The sequence below is a fragment of the Cellulomonas sp. Root137 genome (assembly GCF_001426725.1).
In the GTDB taxonomy this organism is placed as follows: domain Bacteria; phylum Actinomycetota; class Actinomycetes; order Actinomycetales; family Cellulomonadaceae; genus Cellulomonas.
On sequence record NZ_LMFG01000001.1, the window covers coordinates 2,275,172 to 2,289,740 of the forward strand.

The window sequence follows — 14,569 nt, forward strand, 5'->3', positions numbered from 1 at the left end:
TGCGGGACGTGACAGCCCCCTCCCTGGCCGACGTCGTGCGGCTGCTCGAGCGCCGGTATCCACCGGGCACCGCCGAGTCGTGGGACGCGGTCGGACTGGTCACCGGTGACCCGGAGCAGCCGGTGCGTCGGGTGCTCTTCGCGGTCGACCCCGTCGCGGTGGTCGTCGACGAGGCCGTGGGGTGGGATGCCGACCTCGTCGTGACGCACCACCCGCTGCTGCTGCGTCCGGTGCACTCGATCGCCGCGACGACCTTCAAGGGGGCTCTGCTGCACCGGCTGGTGCGGTCCGGGACCGCGCTCTACACCGCGCACACGAACGCCGACGCCGCGGCCGGTGGAGTCAACGACGCGCTGGCGGAGGCGCTGGGTCTCGTCGGCACCGACCCCCTGGACCCGGCACCCGCCGAGCCGCTCGACAAGCACGTGGTGTTCGTCCCGGTCGCGGAGGCGGAGCGCCTCGTCGATGCGCTCGCCGCCGCGGGCGCGGGCGCGATCGGGGAGTACACGCGCTGCGCCTGGACATCCACCGGGGAGGGGACCTTCACGCCCTCGGACGCGGCGTCGCCGGCCATCGGGTCCGCCGGGCAGGCATCGCGGGTGGTCGAGGCCCGCGTCGAGATGGTGGCTCCCCGGCGGCTGCGCGCGGCGGTCGTCGCCGCGATGCGGGGCGCGCACCCCTACGAGGAGCCCGCGTTCGACGTGCTCGAGCTGGCCTCGTGGCCGGGCGCCACCGGCACAGGCCGCGTCGGGACCCTGCGCGCACCCACCACGCTGCGGGAGTTCGCGGCCGCGGTCGCCGCCGCGCTGCCCGCGACCGCCCAGGGGGTGCGGTTCGCCGGCGACCCCGACGGACGTGTCGAGCGCGTCGCCGTGGTCGGCGGGTCGGGCGACTCGTTCTTCGACGCCGTCCGCGCCGCGGGTGTCGATGCCTACGTGACCGCGGACCTGCGGCACCATCCGACGTCCGAGCTGCGCGAGCGGGCGGAGCACGAGGGCTCGAGCGCCCCCTACCTCGTCGACGTCGCCCACTTCGCCTCCGAGTGGCCGTGGCTCGCGCTCGCGGCGCGCACCCTCGCGCAGGATGCCGCCGCCGCGGGGACTACGGTGGAGACCCGCGTCAGCACGGTGAGCACCGACCCGTGGACGGGCCGCGTCGCGAGCCCGGAAGCGCCTGAAGCCCCAGCATTTCGTGAACCGCCGGAAGGACACCCGTGACGACTGCACCCGCAGCGGACCAGCGCCGACTGCTCGACGTCCAGGCTCTCGACACCCGCCTGGACCAGATCGCCCACAAGAAGCGCACGCTGCCGGAGCTGGCGCGGCTGGTCGAGCTCGACTCGCAGGTCACGGACCTGCACACCGCGTTGGTCACGTCCCAGACCGCGGTGAGCGACCTGCGGCGCGAGCTGCGCAAGGCCGAGGCCGACGTCGAGCAGGTGCGCGTGCGCGCGGCGCGGGACCAGTCGCGGCTGGACTCCGGGCAGGGCAGCCCGAAGGACCTGCAGGCGCTGCAGAGCGAGCTGGGCACGCTGGGGCGTCGGCAGGCCGAGCTCGAGGAGGTCGAGCTCGACGTGATGGAGCGTCTCGAGGCGCACGAGACTGCGCTCGCCGAGGTCACCACCGCCCACGAGTCGCTCGCGGAGAAGCGCGCGGCGGTCGAGGCCGAGCGCGACGCCGCGTTCGCTGCGCTGGACGTGGACGCCGAGTCGGTGCGCGCCGAGCGCGCCAAGGCGGTCGAGGGCCTCGACGCCGGGCTCGTGACGCTCTACGAGCGCCTGCGCGGCCAGCTGGGCGGCAAGGGCGCCGGGGCGCTGCGCGGCCGACGCTGCGAGAGCTGCCGGCTCGAGCTCAACCCGCTCGACGTCGAGGCGATCGTCAAGGCTCCCGAGGACCAGGTGACACGCTGCGAGGAGTGCGGACGCATCCTCGTCCGGCTGCCGGAGCCCGCCAAGGGCTGAGCCGCGGGTCGCGCGTCCGGCGCGGGAGCACCAGACTGCCAGCGTGAGCGACGTAGCGCAGCCGTTGGAGTCATCGACCGCTCGGGCGCCCCGGCCGTCGGGTGCCGGAGTCCGGTTCGACCAGGAGCAGCCCGTCACGGTGGTCCTCGTCCGGCACGGCCAGACGACGATGACCGTCTCGCGCGGCTACTCGGGGTCGGGCGAGCCTGGCCCACCGCTCGACGAGACCGGTCTGCGGCAGGCCCGCGACGCCGCCGACCTGGTCGACCGCGTCGGCCGGGACCTCTGGGGCGACATCCCGTACCCGAGCCAGGTCATCGCGTCGCCGATGGTCCGCACGCAGCAGACCAGCGCGATCATCGCCGAGAGGCTGGGGCTGCCGGTCCGCACGGATGCGACGTTCCAGGAGGCGAACTTCGGCGAGTGGCAGGGGTTGACCGCCGAGGAGATCGAGGAGCGGTGGCCCGGCCAGCTGGAGCCGTGGCACACGAAGGCCGACCTGCGGCCGCCCGGCGGGGAGTCCATCGAGGACGTCGGTCGGCGGCTGCAGCGCGGGCTGGACGGGCTGCTCGCCGAGGGGGTCGACCGCACGGTCGTCGTCGTGAGCCACGCCGTGTCGATCCGCGCGGCCCTGGGCGTCACCATGGGCGCGCAGCCGTCGTCGTGGAGCCAGCTGCGTGTGGCGCCCGCGTCGGTGAGCATCGTGCGGCTCTTCGCGGACAAGCGCGACGAGATCGCCGTCGTCGGGGTGCCGAGCGAGGGCTGGTCGGCCTGACCGGTCAGCTCGTCGCCACGAGCGCCAGGGTGGCCGCCACGACGGCGAGCGGGGCGAGCAGCAGGCCCTGACGCACGATCGTGGCGGCGGGGACCGCGAGCATCACCGTGCGGCACCGCTGCCACCACAGCACAGTCGCCAGCGACCCCCAGGGCGTGATCAGCGGACCGACGCCCGTGCCGATGAGCAGCGCGGCCACCCGCAGCGGGTCGGGGCCGGCGGCGGGCTCGAGCGCCAGGTACGCGGGCAGGTTGTTCAGCCCGTTCGACGCGAGCGCCCCCACCGCCGCCACGCGCACCAGCTCGCCGGCGCCGTTCCCGGTGCCCGCGGCCCGCGCGAGCGCCTCTCCGAGCCCGTGTGCGTGCGCCGTGGCGACGACGACGAACAGGCCCAGCACGACCAGGAGCGTCCGCCACGGGACGAGGTCGCCCACCGGCACCGGGAGCTTCTGGTGCCGGAGCAGCGTGACGGCGAGGAGCACCACTGCCGCCACGACCGCCGTCGGCGCCGTCGGTGCTCCGACGACGAACGCGACGGCGAGCGCGCCGACGGTGGCTGCGCACCACGCGAGCAACCCCCGGTCACGCACCGGGTGCGGCACCGGTGGCACGTAGCGGCCGAGCAGGGCCCGCCTGTCGCGGACCGCGAGCACGACGACGGTGACCAGGATCGCTGCGAGCGCGGGCGCCCACATCAGGCCGAGGTAGCCGACGCCCGCCGCGCGCAACGTGTGGTCCGCCAGCAGGTTGGTGAGGTTGGAGACCGGCAGGACGAGGGACGCGGTGTTGGCGAGGGCGAGCACGGCCAGGGCGAACGGCAGCGGCGGCGTGCGCGTGCGGCGTGCGAGGGCGATGACCACCGGCGTGAGCAGCACCGCGGTGGTGTCCAGCGACAGGACCGCCGTGCTCACGGTCGCCAGGACGACCACGAGCGCCCACAGCGCCCAGCGCCGGCCGGCGGCCACGCGCGACGCCAGTCCCGCCGCGGTGTCGAACAGCCCAGCGCCGGCGCACATCTCGGCCACGACGGTCAGGGCCGCGACGAAGACCAGGATCGGGAGGGTCCGCTCGGCCAGGTCACGGGCATCCTGCGCGGGAAGCAGTCCCGTCAGCACCACGACCGCGGTCACCACGACCGCGAGGAGCCACCACGGCACGTGCCGTCCGCGTGCCACTCAGGCGACGACCAGCTCGAGCGTGCGGGCGGCCCGGGTCGGAGGACCGAGCTCGACCGCGAGCAGCGCGGACCCGACGAGCTCGCCGGCCACCCGGGCCAACGACACGGCGTCGTGCGGGGTACGTCCGCGACGGGTGAGCAGGTGCCGGGTGAGCACCCCGCGGGTGTGCTTGGCGTTGTGCGACACCACGGACCGCCTCCCGTCCAGCTCGCGCAGGACCCGCACCGACACCCAGTCGGCCGACCGTGGCGGGTGCCAGGCGGCGAGGTACGTCGCGGACCGGCAGTCCACCACCAGCTCGCCTTCGGCACGCGCCTGGAGCTCGACCCCGATCACCTCGCGCCATGCACCGGGCAGGTGCCCGATGCCCGGCAGGTGCGTGGCCATGGAGAGGCGGTACGCGGGGATGGGGTCGTCGGGCGCGACCAGCCCCCACAGGCCGGACACGATCCGCACGCTCTGCGCTGCTCGTGCCCGGCCGGTCGGCGTGAGCCGATCCAGTCCTGCCGCGGCGTACAGGACGCCGGAGTAGACGTTCTTGGCCGGTGCCGTCGCCGCCGTGCGCAGCCGCACGTTGCGCGCCACCTCGTCGGCCAGGCTGGCGCCGACACCGAGCACCCGCATCCCGTCAGCCGACGCGCTGACCTCGATCAGCGCGTCCAGCACCTTCTCGCGCACGGGGGTGAGCCCGGGCGCGCCGAGGGCGTCGAGGTCGAGCAGGGGGCCGCGGGCGCGCGGCGGCGTCTTGCCCTCGGAGGGCGGCAGGAGCACGAGCACCCGTGAACTGTAGGCTCCCGCGCTACGGAGGACCCGCGGAGGAGGACCGATGGCGCACGTGAAGATCTACGGTCGGCGCGACGTGTGGCAGGACCGCCGCGGCTCGGTGTCCGACGCGGTGCACCGTGCCGTCGTCGGGACCTGGGGGCTGCCCGAGGACAAGCGCTTCCACCGCTTCCTCCTGCTGGACGCCGACGACCTGGTGGCCCCTCGCAGCAAGGAGTACCTGGTCGTCGAGATCCTCTGCTTCACGGGCCGTTCCCGTGCGGCACGGCGCGCCCTGATCGCGGCGTTCTACGACGACGTCGCCCCCACGCTCGGGATCGCCGCCGACGACCTCGAGGTGATCATCATCGAGAGCCCGCCGGAGAACTGGGGGATCCGAGGCGCCTCAGGCGACGAGCTGTCGCTGACCTACCGCGTCGACGTCTGAGCCGGGACTCCGAACAGCTGGCGGCGCGGCTCGAGACCGCCCATGTCCTCCGGGACGAGGCCGCGTGCCCGACCGGCCGACAAGGCCGACTCGCGGTCGGCGACGCCGAGCTTCAGGTAGATCGAGCGCACCTGCGACTTCACCGTGTTGCGGGTGACGAAGAGTGCGGCCGCGATCTCGCTGAGCGTCAGCGGCAGGGCCAGGTGGGCGAGGATCACGCGCTCGCGGCGGGTCAGTCCGGTGATGGTCTCCATGCTCCGTGTTCGGTGCCGCACGCCCGGCGGATGGGTGGGGAGCTGAGACGGCTAGGCTGTGGGCGCGGATGAGTCAGTCAGGCGGCCGCGTCGAGCCCTCGGGCTCGCCGAGGAACGTCCGGGCTCCGCAGAGCAGGGTGGTGGGTAACACCCACCCGGGGTGACCCGCGGGACAGTGCCACAGAGAACAGACCGCCCGACCGGTCCGCCGGTCGGGTAAGGGTGAAACGGTGGTGTAAGAGACCACCAGCGTGCCGGGCGACCGGTGCGGCTAGGTAAACCCCACCCGGAGCAAGGTCAGACAGGGAGCGTTCGAGGGCTGCTCGCCCGAGCTCCCGGGTAGGCCGCTGGAGGCGTGCGGCAACGTACGTCGTAGAGGGATGGCCGCCACTCGCGCAGTGCGGGCAACCGCGCGCGAGGACAGAACCCGGCGTATCGACTGACTCATCCGCTTTTAGCTGGCTGACCTGCGGAAACGTTCCGCGACTACTGCGCCAGTCCGGCCACAGTCCGCACGCCGTTTCGTCTCATCGCCGCATCGACGGCTTCGCGGGTCCGGTCGTCAGAATCCGGCCAGAGGTGCGAGTACGTGTCGAGCGTCTCGACGGCCGCGCTTGCCGCGACTCGCTCGATCTTCGGCAGGTACTACGTGCAGGCGGCGCTCGTCGCGCCGCGCGGCGACGTGACACCGATGGGCGGCGACTTGCATACCGAGATGCGGAAACGGCTCGGTTTGCAGGCGATCATCGAGAGCGAGGGACAGTTGCGCCCGGTGACCGGCACCCTGTCTCACCGAGCACTGCAGAGGCCGATGAACAAGCGCATGATCGCGCGGCTACGTCGACGCTTCTGGCTGCTCGCGCACGTCTAGGTCGCCGACGAGCTCGCTCGGTCGTCAGCGTCTGTGAGCTCGTGTGCGCCTCGCTGCCGTCCTGGCAGCCTCTTCCTCGCGCGCCATTCGAGTGGCGTTGCGCGCCAGGCTGCACGGATGCCTGCGGAGCGGGTGCGTGCGACGGGACCCGCAGGAGGGAAGCGTCTAGGAGGCGTCGGTCGGCGGGTGCGACTTGTGGTAGTCGCGGCGCTCGTCGTCGCTCATCTATGGGAGTTGGCTCGGGTCAGACAGCTGGTAGGCGCGGATCCACCGTCGAGCGCGGCGACGCAGCACCCACACCGGCACGAGGTACGCCGTCAACTCGATGACCTCACGGTCGACGTGCACAGCGGCGTGCACGCCCGGTGAGTGTTCGAGATACTGCGCACAGCCTGCGACGAGGTCGTCGTCCCAGTGCGCGAGGTAGTCCTCGAACCAGATCGTCGGCTGCAGGCCGCGTGACCATTCGCGCCGCACGAGGATGTCCCTCGGTCCAGGGCGCAGGCGCTCCCACACATCGAACGCGACATACTCGAATCGCTCGCTCCAGTCCGACACCGCAAGACTCCAGGCGTACAGCCGCGGGTAGCGATACCTCCAGTGAAAGGCCTTGAGGCGGCGCTGCTCTTCCGGACTCAGGCTGTTCCACCCCGACATGGTCTCTGGATCGGCAGAGTGGCGGCTTGACTTGAGCGGCGGCTCTCCGAGGCTCGCGCCAGCGTCGGTGCCGACCGCAGACGTTCGTCGCGCGCTCGTGTCGGACACTGCGGCGACCCGCCATCAGCTCGACCGCACCCGATCGGCAGGCAGCCAAGCCAGCCAGTGACGATCAGGACCGACCGCCTGCCGCACGCACAACCAGGCCGCCGACGCTGGCGGCGCAGGAGCTCGCGAGACGACCGCGACAGGCACCGTGACGACCTGGCCGCCGTACGTCTCGGCCGTGACGATGCCGAACCGCATCGGCACGAGCGTCGTCATCCCGCGCGGCTCGGCGTGCGTGCGAATGTGAGTCGCGAAATCCATTCGGCGGACGGTACGGGGGAGCGGCGACAGCGTCGCGAGCACCTGTCAGAAAAACTCGACCGGCCTGCAGTCCGAAAACAGTCCGACAGTTGGCGTGAAATCGAGTGAGGTCGCGTGAGACGACGTGAGACGTTTCCGCAGGTCAGAGCCAGATTCGGCGACGTCGCCGCAGGTCGGAGACACCCGATAATCAAACCCGGCGTATCGACTGACTCATCCGTACTTCGGCCGCTGATCAGCGGCGGATCAGCGCACGTCTCGGCGTCGGACCACGATGCCAGCCGCGGCGAGGTGCCCGCTCGGCGACCACTCGGCCGGCTGTTCGGACGGCACTCCCCACGCCGCGCCCTCACCGATCCATCGGGCGAGATAGCGGCCGGCGCGCCTCTCGTCGAGATCGTCCACACCCGCCTCGGCAGAACACGCAGAGCAGATGATGTAGGTCGGCGAGGGGTCCCACCCGGGCTCGCCGAGATCCCAGCCGCACACCCGGCACCGGCAGGGGTCCGGGTCGGCAGTCCATCCGTACGCGAGTGCCACGGTCCGGAGAGTACCCGCCCAGGAGGCGGCACCTCGGAGCCGTGCAACGTCCCTCGGCAGGGACATGCGAGGCGTCGACCTGGCGGGCCGCGCGGGGATTCCCGCTGCGCGCATCCGGACAGGCAGGGCACGATGGCCCCCATGAGCACCCTCGACCAGCTGACGTCCGACCTGACCACCGCCATGAAGGCTCGCGACACCGAGCGCACAGGCATCCTGCGCCAGATCATCGGTGCCGTGCGGTTCGAGGCCAAGGCCGGAAGCGTCGAGAAGGAGCTGTCGGACGACGAGGTGCTCAAGATCCTCGCCCGCGAGGTGAAGAAGCGCCGCGACTCTGCGCAGATCTACGCCGACGCCAACGCCCCCGAGCGGGCCGCCACGGAGACTGCCGAGGCGGACCTCATCGAGACGTACCTGCCCGCGCAGCTGTCCGACGACGAGCTCCAGGCGCTGGTCACCGCCGTGGTCGCGGACGTCGGCGCGACGTCGGTCCGCGACATGGGTGCGGTCATGAAATAGGCGTCCGCGCGCGCCGGTGCGTCGGCGGACGGCAAGAAGCTGTCGACGCTGGTCCGCGCCGCGCTCAGCTGACCGACGCGGGCAGGGACTCGTACGCGCGGCCCGACAGCATCGACGCCACGTCGGAGGTCCACGGCAGGGGCGGCTCGGGCATGACGACGAGCCACGAGCCGTCCCGGTCGAAGAATCGCAGGTCGCCGTCGAACGCGTAGGTGTCACGCACGTGCACGCCGAGGTCGGTGACGGTGAACGTCAGGTTGAACAGCCACGCGGCGGGGTCCTGGATCCGCGCGTCGCTGTCGAGGTCCCGCGACGTCCACAGCCGCATCCAGGTGACGCTGCGCGACTCCCGCGCGGGGACCACCAAGGGGTGCCCGGGCAGCAGGTCCAGCTCACCGCCCGCGGGTTCGACGATGTTGACCTGGGCGACGCCGTCGGACACGTTCTCGAACCAGATGGTCAGGGCGGTGCGGAACGCGTAGGTCTCGTCGCGCCCCACCTGGAGCTGTTCGGTGAGCAGGCGCCACCGGTCCTGACCGCCCGCGGTGAGCTGGCAGAACTCGAGGGCGGGCCGGCCGGGGGTGCCGGGACCCTCGGGGAAGGCCCGCGCCACGATCGTCGGGGCGAGCTCGTCGAGCCGCGCCTCCTCGAGCATCCGGCGCATGCGGTCGGCGTCCACGCGCTGCCGGTCGGCGTCGGCGCGCGCGTTCTGCGCCTCCTGCCGGGCGAGCTCGAGCGCCTCCCGCGCGATCGAGACCTGCTCGTCGAACACCTTCGTCTGCTTGTGCGTCGCCTCAGTCAGCCGCTTGGACCTGCGGGCGGCTCGGCCCGCCACGATCCAGGCGCCGAGAGCGGCGACGAGCGTCAGGGCGGAGAGAGCGAGGGGGGCCCACTGCTCCCAGTCCGCCCATGCGACATCGCCCAGGACCGGAAGTACGGCACTGATCATCCCCGGAAGGTACCGACCGATTCGTCCGATTTCGACCCTGACACGCAACTGTCACCCGTGCGGGGGAGCGATCAGGTACCGGACGCCTCCGCAGCGAGCGCGGCGGCCGCCTGGTCCGGGGTACCGCGCAGGAGGCAGAACTCGTTGCCCTCCGGGTCGGCGAGCACGTGCCACGGCACGTCACCCTGGCCGATGTCGACGCGGGTGGCGCCCAGACCGAGCAACCGGTCGAGCTCGGCGGACTGGTCCGACCCGTTCGGCGGGCGCAGGTCCACGTGCAGACGGTTCTTGCCCGTCTTCACCTCGGAGACCTTGAGGAACAGCCAGTTGGTCGCGCCGCCGTCGGGCGGGGCGATCTCGATCTCGTCGTCGTCGTCCGCCGGCTGCCAGGCGTACGACCAGTCGAGCACCTCGAGCCACCAACGGGCCAGGGCGTGCGGGTCGGCGGAGTCGATCGTGAGCTGGGAGACCACAGGTGCCATGCCCGGGAGAGTAGAGGGCGCCACGGACATCCCGCGAGACCTAGTCGCGCCGCAGATCCGGGTCGAGGCGCACCACGCCGGAGTCGAGGTCGAGCCGTCCGGCGGCGTCACCGGTCTGCTTGATGTCGAGCTGCTGACGGTCCTGCTCGGCCGTGAGGTGCTCGCGGTTCGGCTGGAACACGTCGACCAGCGCCCCGAAGGCGCCGCTGCCCGCGACCCCGCCCGTGGTCCGGCGCTCTCGAGGTCGGCGCCGGTCGAACCAGCCGCGGGCCACCATCCGGTCGACCGCCACGAGCACGAGGACGAGGGCGATGACGCCCCCGGCGATCAGCCACTCCATGGTGCTCATCGTCCCACCGCCGACCGCTGTGCGGTGTGGGCGGCGGCCGCCCAGGGGAGCGCGCGCCGGTCGTCGTCGGTCTCGTTGCCGTCCACCAGGGCCGACAGGTAGGCACGATCGGCCGCGAGCCGTCGTCGGAGCTCGTCGGCACCTCCGACCCTGCCGTGCCCCGGGACGACGGCCTGCGCACCGAGAGACCCCAGCAGGTCGAGGGCGGCGAGGTAGTCGCCGACCGGATCGTCCGCGGACAGGTCCAGGAGCGGGATCTCGACGTCCGAGAGCAGGTCACCGGCCACCAGCACGCCGACGTCGGGGACGAACAGGGCGGTGTGCCCGCGGGCGTGCGCACAGTGAGTGATGACGTGGACCGTCCGGCCCGACCAGTCGAGCACTCCCGGTGACCGACGGGGGTAGGCGGCGGCCGGCGCGGCGATCGGTGCCGGCGCCTCGCCGACGCGCGCCAGCTCGTCGTCGGCGTCGCGCTCCGCGGCGAGCGTCTCGCGGTCCGTGGCTCCCGCCCCGTCCGCCCAGCGGGGCAGGTGCGCGAGGCCCTGACCGTCCAGGACGTGGTCCCAGTGCGGGTGCGTCGACCACACGGCGACCGGTGTCCAGCCGCGGGCGTGGATCGCGGCCGCGAGCCCGTCGACCTCGGGCGCGGTGACCGCGGGATCGACCACGAGGCACGTGCCGTCGTCACCGACGACGAGCGTCGAGGTCGTCGTGTAGACGGCGCTCGTCGCCACGTGGACGCCCGGTGCGACCTCGACGAGGTCGCGCACGGTCAGCCGCGCGACTCGGCCGCCAGCGCCGCCGCGCCGACGATCCCGGCCGCGTTGCGCAGCTGGGCGGGCACGATCTTGGTGCGCAGGTCGAGCAGCGGCAGGAAGTCGGAGTGGTGCTTGCTCACGCCGCCGCCGACCACGATGAGGTCGGGCCAGAACAAGTTCTCCACCACGGTGAAGTACCGCTGCAGGCGCTCCGCCCACTGCTCCCAGTCGAGGTCCTCGCGGTCGCGCACGCTCTCGGCCGCGCGGGACTCGGCGTCGAACCCGTCGATCTCCAGGTGCCCGAGCTCGGTGTTCGGCACGAGGTGGCCGTCGACGATCAGCGCGGACCCGATGCCGGTGCCGAGGGTGACGACGAGGACGACCCCGTCGACGTTCTTCGCGGCGCCGTAGAGGACCTCCGCGTAGCCGGCGGCGTCCGCGTCGTTGACCGCCAGCACCTTGCGCCCGGTGGCGTGCTGCACCGCCTTCTCGACGTTGGTGCCGATCCACGACTTGTCGACGTTCGCCGCGGACTGCGCGACGCCGTGCAGGATCACGGCCGGGAACGTCACGCCGATCGGCACGTCCTTGGCCAGGTCGAAGGAGTCGACGACCTTGGCCACCGTCGCGGCGACCGCGTCGGGGGTCGAGGGCTGCGGCGTCGGGATGCGCTTGCGGTCGGCGGCGAACTCGCCGTCCGACAGTGAGACGGGGGCGCCCTTGATCCCGCTCCCGCCGATGTCGACGCCGAACGCGGTCTCGGGGGACTTCTTGTGCTTGTGGTCGCTCATGGCAGGGTCAGGATCTCCGCTCCGGTGTCGGTGACCAGCAGGGTGTGCTCGAACTGCGCGCTGCGCCGTCCGTCGGCCGTGAGGACGGTCCAGTCGTCGTCCCACATGACCCAGTCGGGAGTGCCGAGGTTGAGCATCGGCTCGATGGTGAACACCATGCCCGGCTCGATGAGCGTGTCGTAGGCCGGTGCGGCGTCGTAGTGCGGGACCACCAGACCGGTGTGGAACGCGGGACCGACGCCGTGGCCCGTGTAGTCACGGACCACCCCGTACCCGAAGCGTGCCGCGTACTTCTCGATCACCCGGCCGACGACGTTGATCTCCCGGCCCGGCACCACGGCCTTGATCGCCCGCGCCAGCGCCTCCTGGGTGCGCTCGACGAGGAGCCGCGACTCCTCGTCGACGCCGCCCGCGAGGAACGTCGCGTTGTTGTCGCCGTGGACTCCGCCGATGAACGCCGTGACGTCGATGTTCACGATGTCGCCGTCCTCGACGACCGTCGAGTCGGGGATGCCGTGGCAGATGACCTCGTTGACCGAGGTGCACAGCGACTTGGGAAAGCCGCGGTAGCCCAGCGTCGACGGGTAGGCGCCGTGGTCGACGAGGAACTCGTGCCCGATCGCGTCCAGCTCGTCGGTGGTGACTCCCGGTGCCACGTGGCGGCCGACGAGCTCCAGAGCCTGCGCCGCGAGGCGTGCGGCCACCCGGACGCGCTCGATCATCTCCGGCTCCAGGACGTTGCTGCCGGTCCAGTGCGCAGGTCCGGGCCTGCCGACGTACTCGGGCCGCGCGATGGACGACGGGACGGCTCGACGTGGGCTCACCGTGCCCGGGACCAGGGCGGATCTTGGCGCGTGCACGGGCGACATACCTGGCAGTCTACGGACAGGAGGGCATCGGGGCCGGTCAGCGGCCGGTCCCGCCCCCGGGCGAAGGGAGAACGGCATGGCGGGCAACTTCTGGTTCAACATCGACACCCACGAGGTCGAGGAGGGCCGGCAGAGCGACTGGACCAAGCTGATGGGTCCGTACGCCACGCGGGACGAAGCCACTCACGCGCTGGAGAAGGCGCGGACGCGCACCGAGGACTGGGACCATGAGGACGAGGAGCAGCAGTCCTGAGCGGTCAGCGCGGCTCGAGGGTGGCCAGGACCGGTCGGTGATCGCTGCCGCCGGTCCGCGGGAGGACGTCGAAGCCGACCACCCGCCAGGCGCGGCCGTCGACGAGCACGTGGTCGATCGGGGCGGCCAGCAGTGCCGGGACCGACGCGGGCCAGGTGCCGAGCGCCGCGGCGCCGGACGCTCGCGCGGCGTCGACGCACGGACCGAGGTCCCGCAGCCCCGGATGGTCGAGCGTCGAGTTGAGGTCACCCGCGACGATCGCGCCCGGTGTGCCGGCGCAGGTGCCCGCGATCAGGCGCGTCTCCGTGCGCCACGTCGCCATCGAGCCCCGGCTGATCGGCGCGAGCGGGTGAGCCGCGACGATCACCGGTGACCCGGCGGGCTCCCGTGGGTCGGCGCGCAGGGAGCCGAGTTGCGTCGCGAGCGGCTCGGAGGTCGGGTAGGTGCCGACGCGGTCCGAGACCAGCAGGGCGGTGCCGGCGATCGCCGGGTGGTGCCCCTCGGCGGTGAGCACCTGCATCGGTCGGCCGGCGGCGGCCAGCTGCGTGGCGGTCGCCCGGGCGGTATCGAGGGAGGTCTCGGGCAGCACGAGCACGTCCGCACCGTGCGCGAGCGCGAGGTCGGCGAGCAGGTCGGCCCCACCGTGTCCAGGGTGTTGAACGCGAGCACGACCACCTGCTCGGCCGAGCCCGTCGCGGTGGCCGGGGGCGGGACCGATCGCGCGAGGAGCACGGCCCCCTGCGCGGCCGCACCGACCAGGAACGCCAGCGCCACGGGGAGGAGCCGTCGCCGGGTCCACGGCACGGCGAGCAGGACGACGGCGACCACGAGGGCCCCGAGGCAGAGCAGTGCCCGGAACGAGACCAGCTGTGCGACGACGTACGCGCCGGACGCCACGGGCACCGCGAGCGCCACGAGCACGCCGAGCACCGCGGCTGCGAAGGCCCAGACGACGGCCCGGGCCGCCGTCGTCACGCGTCGAACTGGTGGTCCGCGTCCGGGAAGGTTCCGCCGCGCACCTCGTCGGCGTACGCGACCGCCGCGGCCTTGAGGGCCGCCCCGACCTCACCGAACCGCTTGGCGAAGCGCGGGGACCAGTCCGTCATGCCGGCCATGTCGACCCACACGAGCACCTGCCCGTCGCACTCCGTGCCGGCGCCGATGCCGATGGTCGGGATCTGCAGGATCTCGGTGACCCGCGCGGCCACCGGTGCCGGCACCATCTCCAGGACCACCGCGACGGCGCCGGCCTCGGCGATCGCCACCGCGTCCTCGCACAGCAGCTCGGCGGCGAGGTCGCCCCGGCCCTGCACGCGCGGTCCGCCCAGCAGGTTCTCCGACTGCGGCGTGTAGCCGAGGTGCGCGACCACCGGGATGCCGGCGTCCGTGAGGGCCTTGACCTGCGGGACGACCCGCTTGCCACCCTCGAACTTCACGGCGGCGACGCCAGTCTCCTTCATCATCCGCACGGCGGTCTCCAGCGCCTGTGCGGGTCCGGCCTCGTACGAGCCGAAGGGCAGGTCGGCGACGACGAACGCGCGCTTGGCTGCCCGCGCGACGGCGCGCGCCGGGGGGATCAGGTCGTCGACGGTCACCGGCAGGGTCGTCGTGTGGCCGTGCATGGTGTTCCCGATCGAGTCGCCGACCAGCAGCATGTCGATGCCGGCCTCGTCGAAGATGTGCGCGGTCACGGCGTCGTACGCCGTGAGCATCGTCAGCCGCTCGCCGCGCTCCTTGGCCTCGCGCAGGTGGTGCACGCGGACGCGCTTCGGGGTCTGAGTCATTC

Annotated in this window: 21 protein-coding genes and 1 other RNA gene; 8 read left to right on the forward strand and 14 right to left on the reverse strand. The window is 72.6% G+C overall.

The window, feature by feature from the left end:
• Positions 1-8 precede the first annotated feature (8 nt).
• From ASD18_RS10710 to ASD18_RS10720, 3 genes are read left to right on the forward strand one after another with little or no spacing between them, the layout of a single operon-like run.
• Positions 9-1,217 carry a Nif3-like dinuclear metal center hexameric protein gene (locus ASD18_RS10710; protein WP_056092052.1) on the forward strand — a complete coding sequence of 403 codons (1,209 nt, stop codon included), beginning with the start codon at positions 9-11 and terminating at the stop codon, positions 1,215-1,217.
• Positions 1,214-1,960: a zinc ribbon domain-containing protein gene (locus tag ASD18_RS10715; RefSeq protein ID WP_056090418.1), complete on the forward strand. Its 747-nt coding sequence runs from the start codon at positions 1,214-1,216 to the stop codon at positions 1,958-1,960. The genes ASD18_RS10710 and ASD18_RS10715 overlap by 4 nt, the downstream gene beginning before the upstream one ends.
• A gap of 43 nt (positions 1,961-2,003) precedes the next feature.
• Positions 2,004-2,735, forward strand: coding sequence for a histidine phosphatase family protein (locus tag ASD18_RS10720; protein WP_056090421.1), 732 nt, complete (start codon positions 2,004-2,006; stop codon positions 2,733-2,735).
• Positions 2,736-2,739: 4 nt separating this feature from the next.
• Here the strand turns inward: ASD18_RS10720 and ASD18_RS10725 are convergent, their stop codons facing one another.
• Both ASD18_RS10725 and ASD18_RS10730 read right to left on the reverse strand, forming a co-directional pair.
• Complete coding sequence (locus ASD18_RS10725; protein WP_235522319.1) at positions 2,740-3,891, reverse strand: SLC13 family permease; 1,152 nt, start codon at positions 3,889-3,891, stop codon at positions 2,740-2,742.
• A gap of 18 nt (positions 3,892-3,909) precedes the next feature.
• Positions 3,910-4,689, reverse strand: a complete 780-nt coding sequence (locus ASD18_RS10730) for a YaaA family protein (RefSeq protein WP_056090427.1) — start codon at positions 4,687-4,689, stop codon at positions 3,910-3,912.
• A gap of 49 nt (positions 4,690-4,738) precedes the next feature.
• Here ASD18_RS10730 and ASD18_RS10735 point away from each other — a divergent pair, with 49 nt between their 5' ends.
• A complete protein-coding gene (locus ASD18_RS10735; protein ID WP_056090430.1) occupies positions 4,739-5,122 on the forward strand; it encodes a tautomerase family protein in 384 nt (127 codons plus the stop codon).
• Here ASD18_RS10735 and ASD18_RS10740 read toward each other — a convergent pair.
• Positions 5,104-5,376, reverse strand: coding sequence for a LuxR C-terminal-related transcriptional regulator (locus ASD18_RS10740; protein WP_082573761.1), 273 nt, complete (start codon positions 5,374-5,376; stop codon positions 5,104-5,106). The two genes, ASD18_RS10735 and ASD18_RS10740, sit on opposite strands and share 19 nt — an antisense overlap.
• A 69-nt stretch (positions 5,377-5,445) precedes the next feature.
• Here ASD18_RS10740 and rnpB point away from each other — a divergent pair.
• An RNA gene (rnpB, locus tag ASD18_RS12385) (RNase P RNA component class A) lies at positions 5,446-5,827 on the forward strand.
• Between the two features lie 138 nt (positions 5,828-5,965).
• Positions 5,966-6,247: a hypothetical protein gene (locus tag ASD18_RS10745; protein WP_056090434.1), complete on the forward strand. Its 282-nt coding sequence runs from the start codon at positions 5,966-5,968 to the stop codon at positions 6,245-6,247.
• 225 nt (positions 6,248-6,472) lie between these two features.
• On the opposite strand, the gene ASD18_RS10750 is transcribed toward ASD18_RS10745, so the two are convergent.
• The 3 genes from ASD18_RS10750 to ASD18_RS10760 all read right to left on the reverse strand — a co-directional run bounded on the left by ASD18_RS10750 (position 6,473) and on the right by ASD18_RS10760 (position 7,813).
• Positions 6,473-7,012 carry a hypothetical protein gene (locus ASD18_RS10750; protein ID WP_156387936.1) on the reverse strand — a complete coding sequence of 180 codons (540 nt, stop codon included), beginning with the start codon at positions 7,010-7,012 and terminating at the stop codon, positions 6,473-6,475.
• Between the two features lie 15 nt (positions 7,013-7,027).
• A complete protein-coding gene (locus tag ASD18_RS10755) occupies positions 7,028-7,273 on the reverse strand; it encodes a hypothetical protein (protein WP_156387937.1) in 246 nt (81 codons plus the stop codon).
• A 246-nt stretch (positions 7,274-7,519) separates the two neighbouring features.
• Positions 7,520-7,813, reverse strand: a complete 294-nt coding sequence (locus ASD18_RS10760) for a hypothetical protein (RefSeq protein ID WP_156387938.1) — start codon at positions 7,811-7,813, stop codon at positions 7,520-7,522.
• A 141-nt stretch (positions 7,814-7,954) separates the two neighbouring features.
• Here ASD18_RS10760 and ASD18_RS10765 point away from each other — a divergent pair, with 141 nt between their 5' ends.
• On the forward strand, positions 7,955-8,332 hold the full coding sequence (locus ASD18_RS10765) for a GatB/YqeY domain-containing protein (protein WP_235522320.1): 378 nt from the start codon (positions 7,955-7,957) through the stop codon (positions 8,330-8,332).
• Positions 8,333-8,396: 64 nt separating this feature from the next.
• On the opposite strand, the gene ASD18_RS10770 is transcribed toward ASD18_RS10765, so the two are convergent.
• The 6 genes from ASD18_RS10770 to map form a co-directional block, all read right to left on the reverse strand.
• Positions 8,397-9,281 carry a hypothetical protein gene (locus ASD18_RS10770; protein WP_056090447.1) on the reverse strand — a complete coding sequence of 295 codons (885 nt, stop codon included), beginning with the start codon at positions 9,279-9,281 and terminating at the stop codon, positions 8,397-8,399.
• Positions 9,282-9,352: 71 nt separating this feature from the next.
• Positions 9,353-9,763: a VOC family protein gene (locus ASD18_RS10775; protein WP_056090450.1), complete on the reverse strand. Its 411-nt coding sequence runs from the start codon at positions 9,761-9,763 to the stop codon at positions 9,353-9,355.
• 40 nt (positions 9,764-9,803) lie between these two features.
• Entirely contained in the window at positions 9,804-10,112 is a 309-nt protein-coding gene (locus ASD18_RS10780) for a DUF6191 domain-containing protein (RefSeq protein WP_235522321.1), read from the reverse strand.
• Positions 10,109-10,882 carry an MBL fold metallo-hydrolase gene (locus ASD18_RS10785; RefSeq protein WP_056090456.1) on the reverse strand — a complete coding sequence of 258 codons (774 nt, stop codon included), beginning with the start codon at positions 10,880-10,882 and terminating at the stop codon, positions 10,109-10,111. The genes ASD18_RS10780 and ASD18_RS10785 overlap by 4 nt, the downstream gene beginning before the upstream one ends.
• Before the next feature lie 2 nt (positions 10,883-10,884).
• Entirely contained in the window at positions 10,885-11,661 is a 777-nt protein-coding gene (ppgK, locus tag ASD18_RS10790) for a polyphosphate--glucose phosphotransferase (protein WP_056090460.1), read from the reverse strand.
• The gene (gene map, locus ASD18_RS10795; RefSeq protein WP_200938525.1) at positions 11,658-12,530 is read right to left on the reverse strand and encodes a type I methionyl aminopeptidase; all 873 of its coding nucleotides are present in this window, start codon (positions 12,528-12,530) and stop codon (positions 11,658-11,660) included. Before map ends, ppgK begins: the two co-directional genes overlap by 4 nt.
• A gap of 76 nt (positions 12,531-12,606) precedes the next feature.
• Here map and ASD18_RS21045 point away from each other — a divergent pair, with 76 nt between their 5' ends.
• Positions 12,607-12,783 carry an SPOR domain-containing protein gene (locus ASD18_RS21045; protein WP_156387939.1) on the forward strand — a complete coding sequence of 59 codons (177 nt, stop codon included), beginning with the start codon at positions 12,607-12,609 and terminating at the stop codon, positions 12,781-12,783.
• A 4-nt stretch (positions 12,784-12,787) separates the two neighbouring features.
• Here the strand turns inward: ASD18_RS21045 and ASD18_RS21540 are convergent, their stop codons facing one another.
• Both ASD18_RS21540 and panB read right to left on the reverse strand, forming a co-directional pair.
• Complete coding sequence (locus tag ASD18_RS21540; RefSeq protein WP_056090462.1) at positions 12,788-13,378, reverse strand: endonuclease/exonuclease/phosphatase family protein; 591 nt, start codon at positions 13,376-13,378, stop codon at positions 12,788-12,790.
• Between the two features lie 376 nt (positions 13,379-13,754).
• Entirely contained in the window at positions 13,755-14,567 is an 813-nt protein-coding gene (gene panB, locus ASD18_RS10805) for a 3-methyl-2-oxobutanoate hydroxymethyltransferase (RefSeq protein WP_056090466.1), read from the reverse strand.
• Positions 14,568-14,569: the final 2 nt, after the last annotated feature.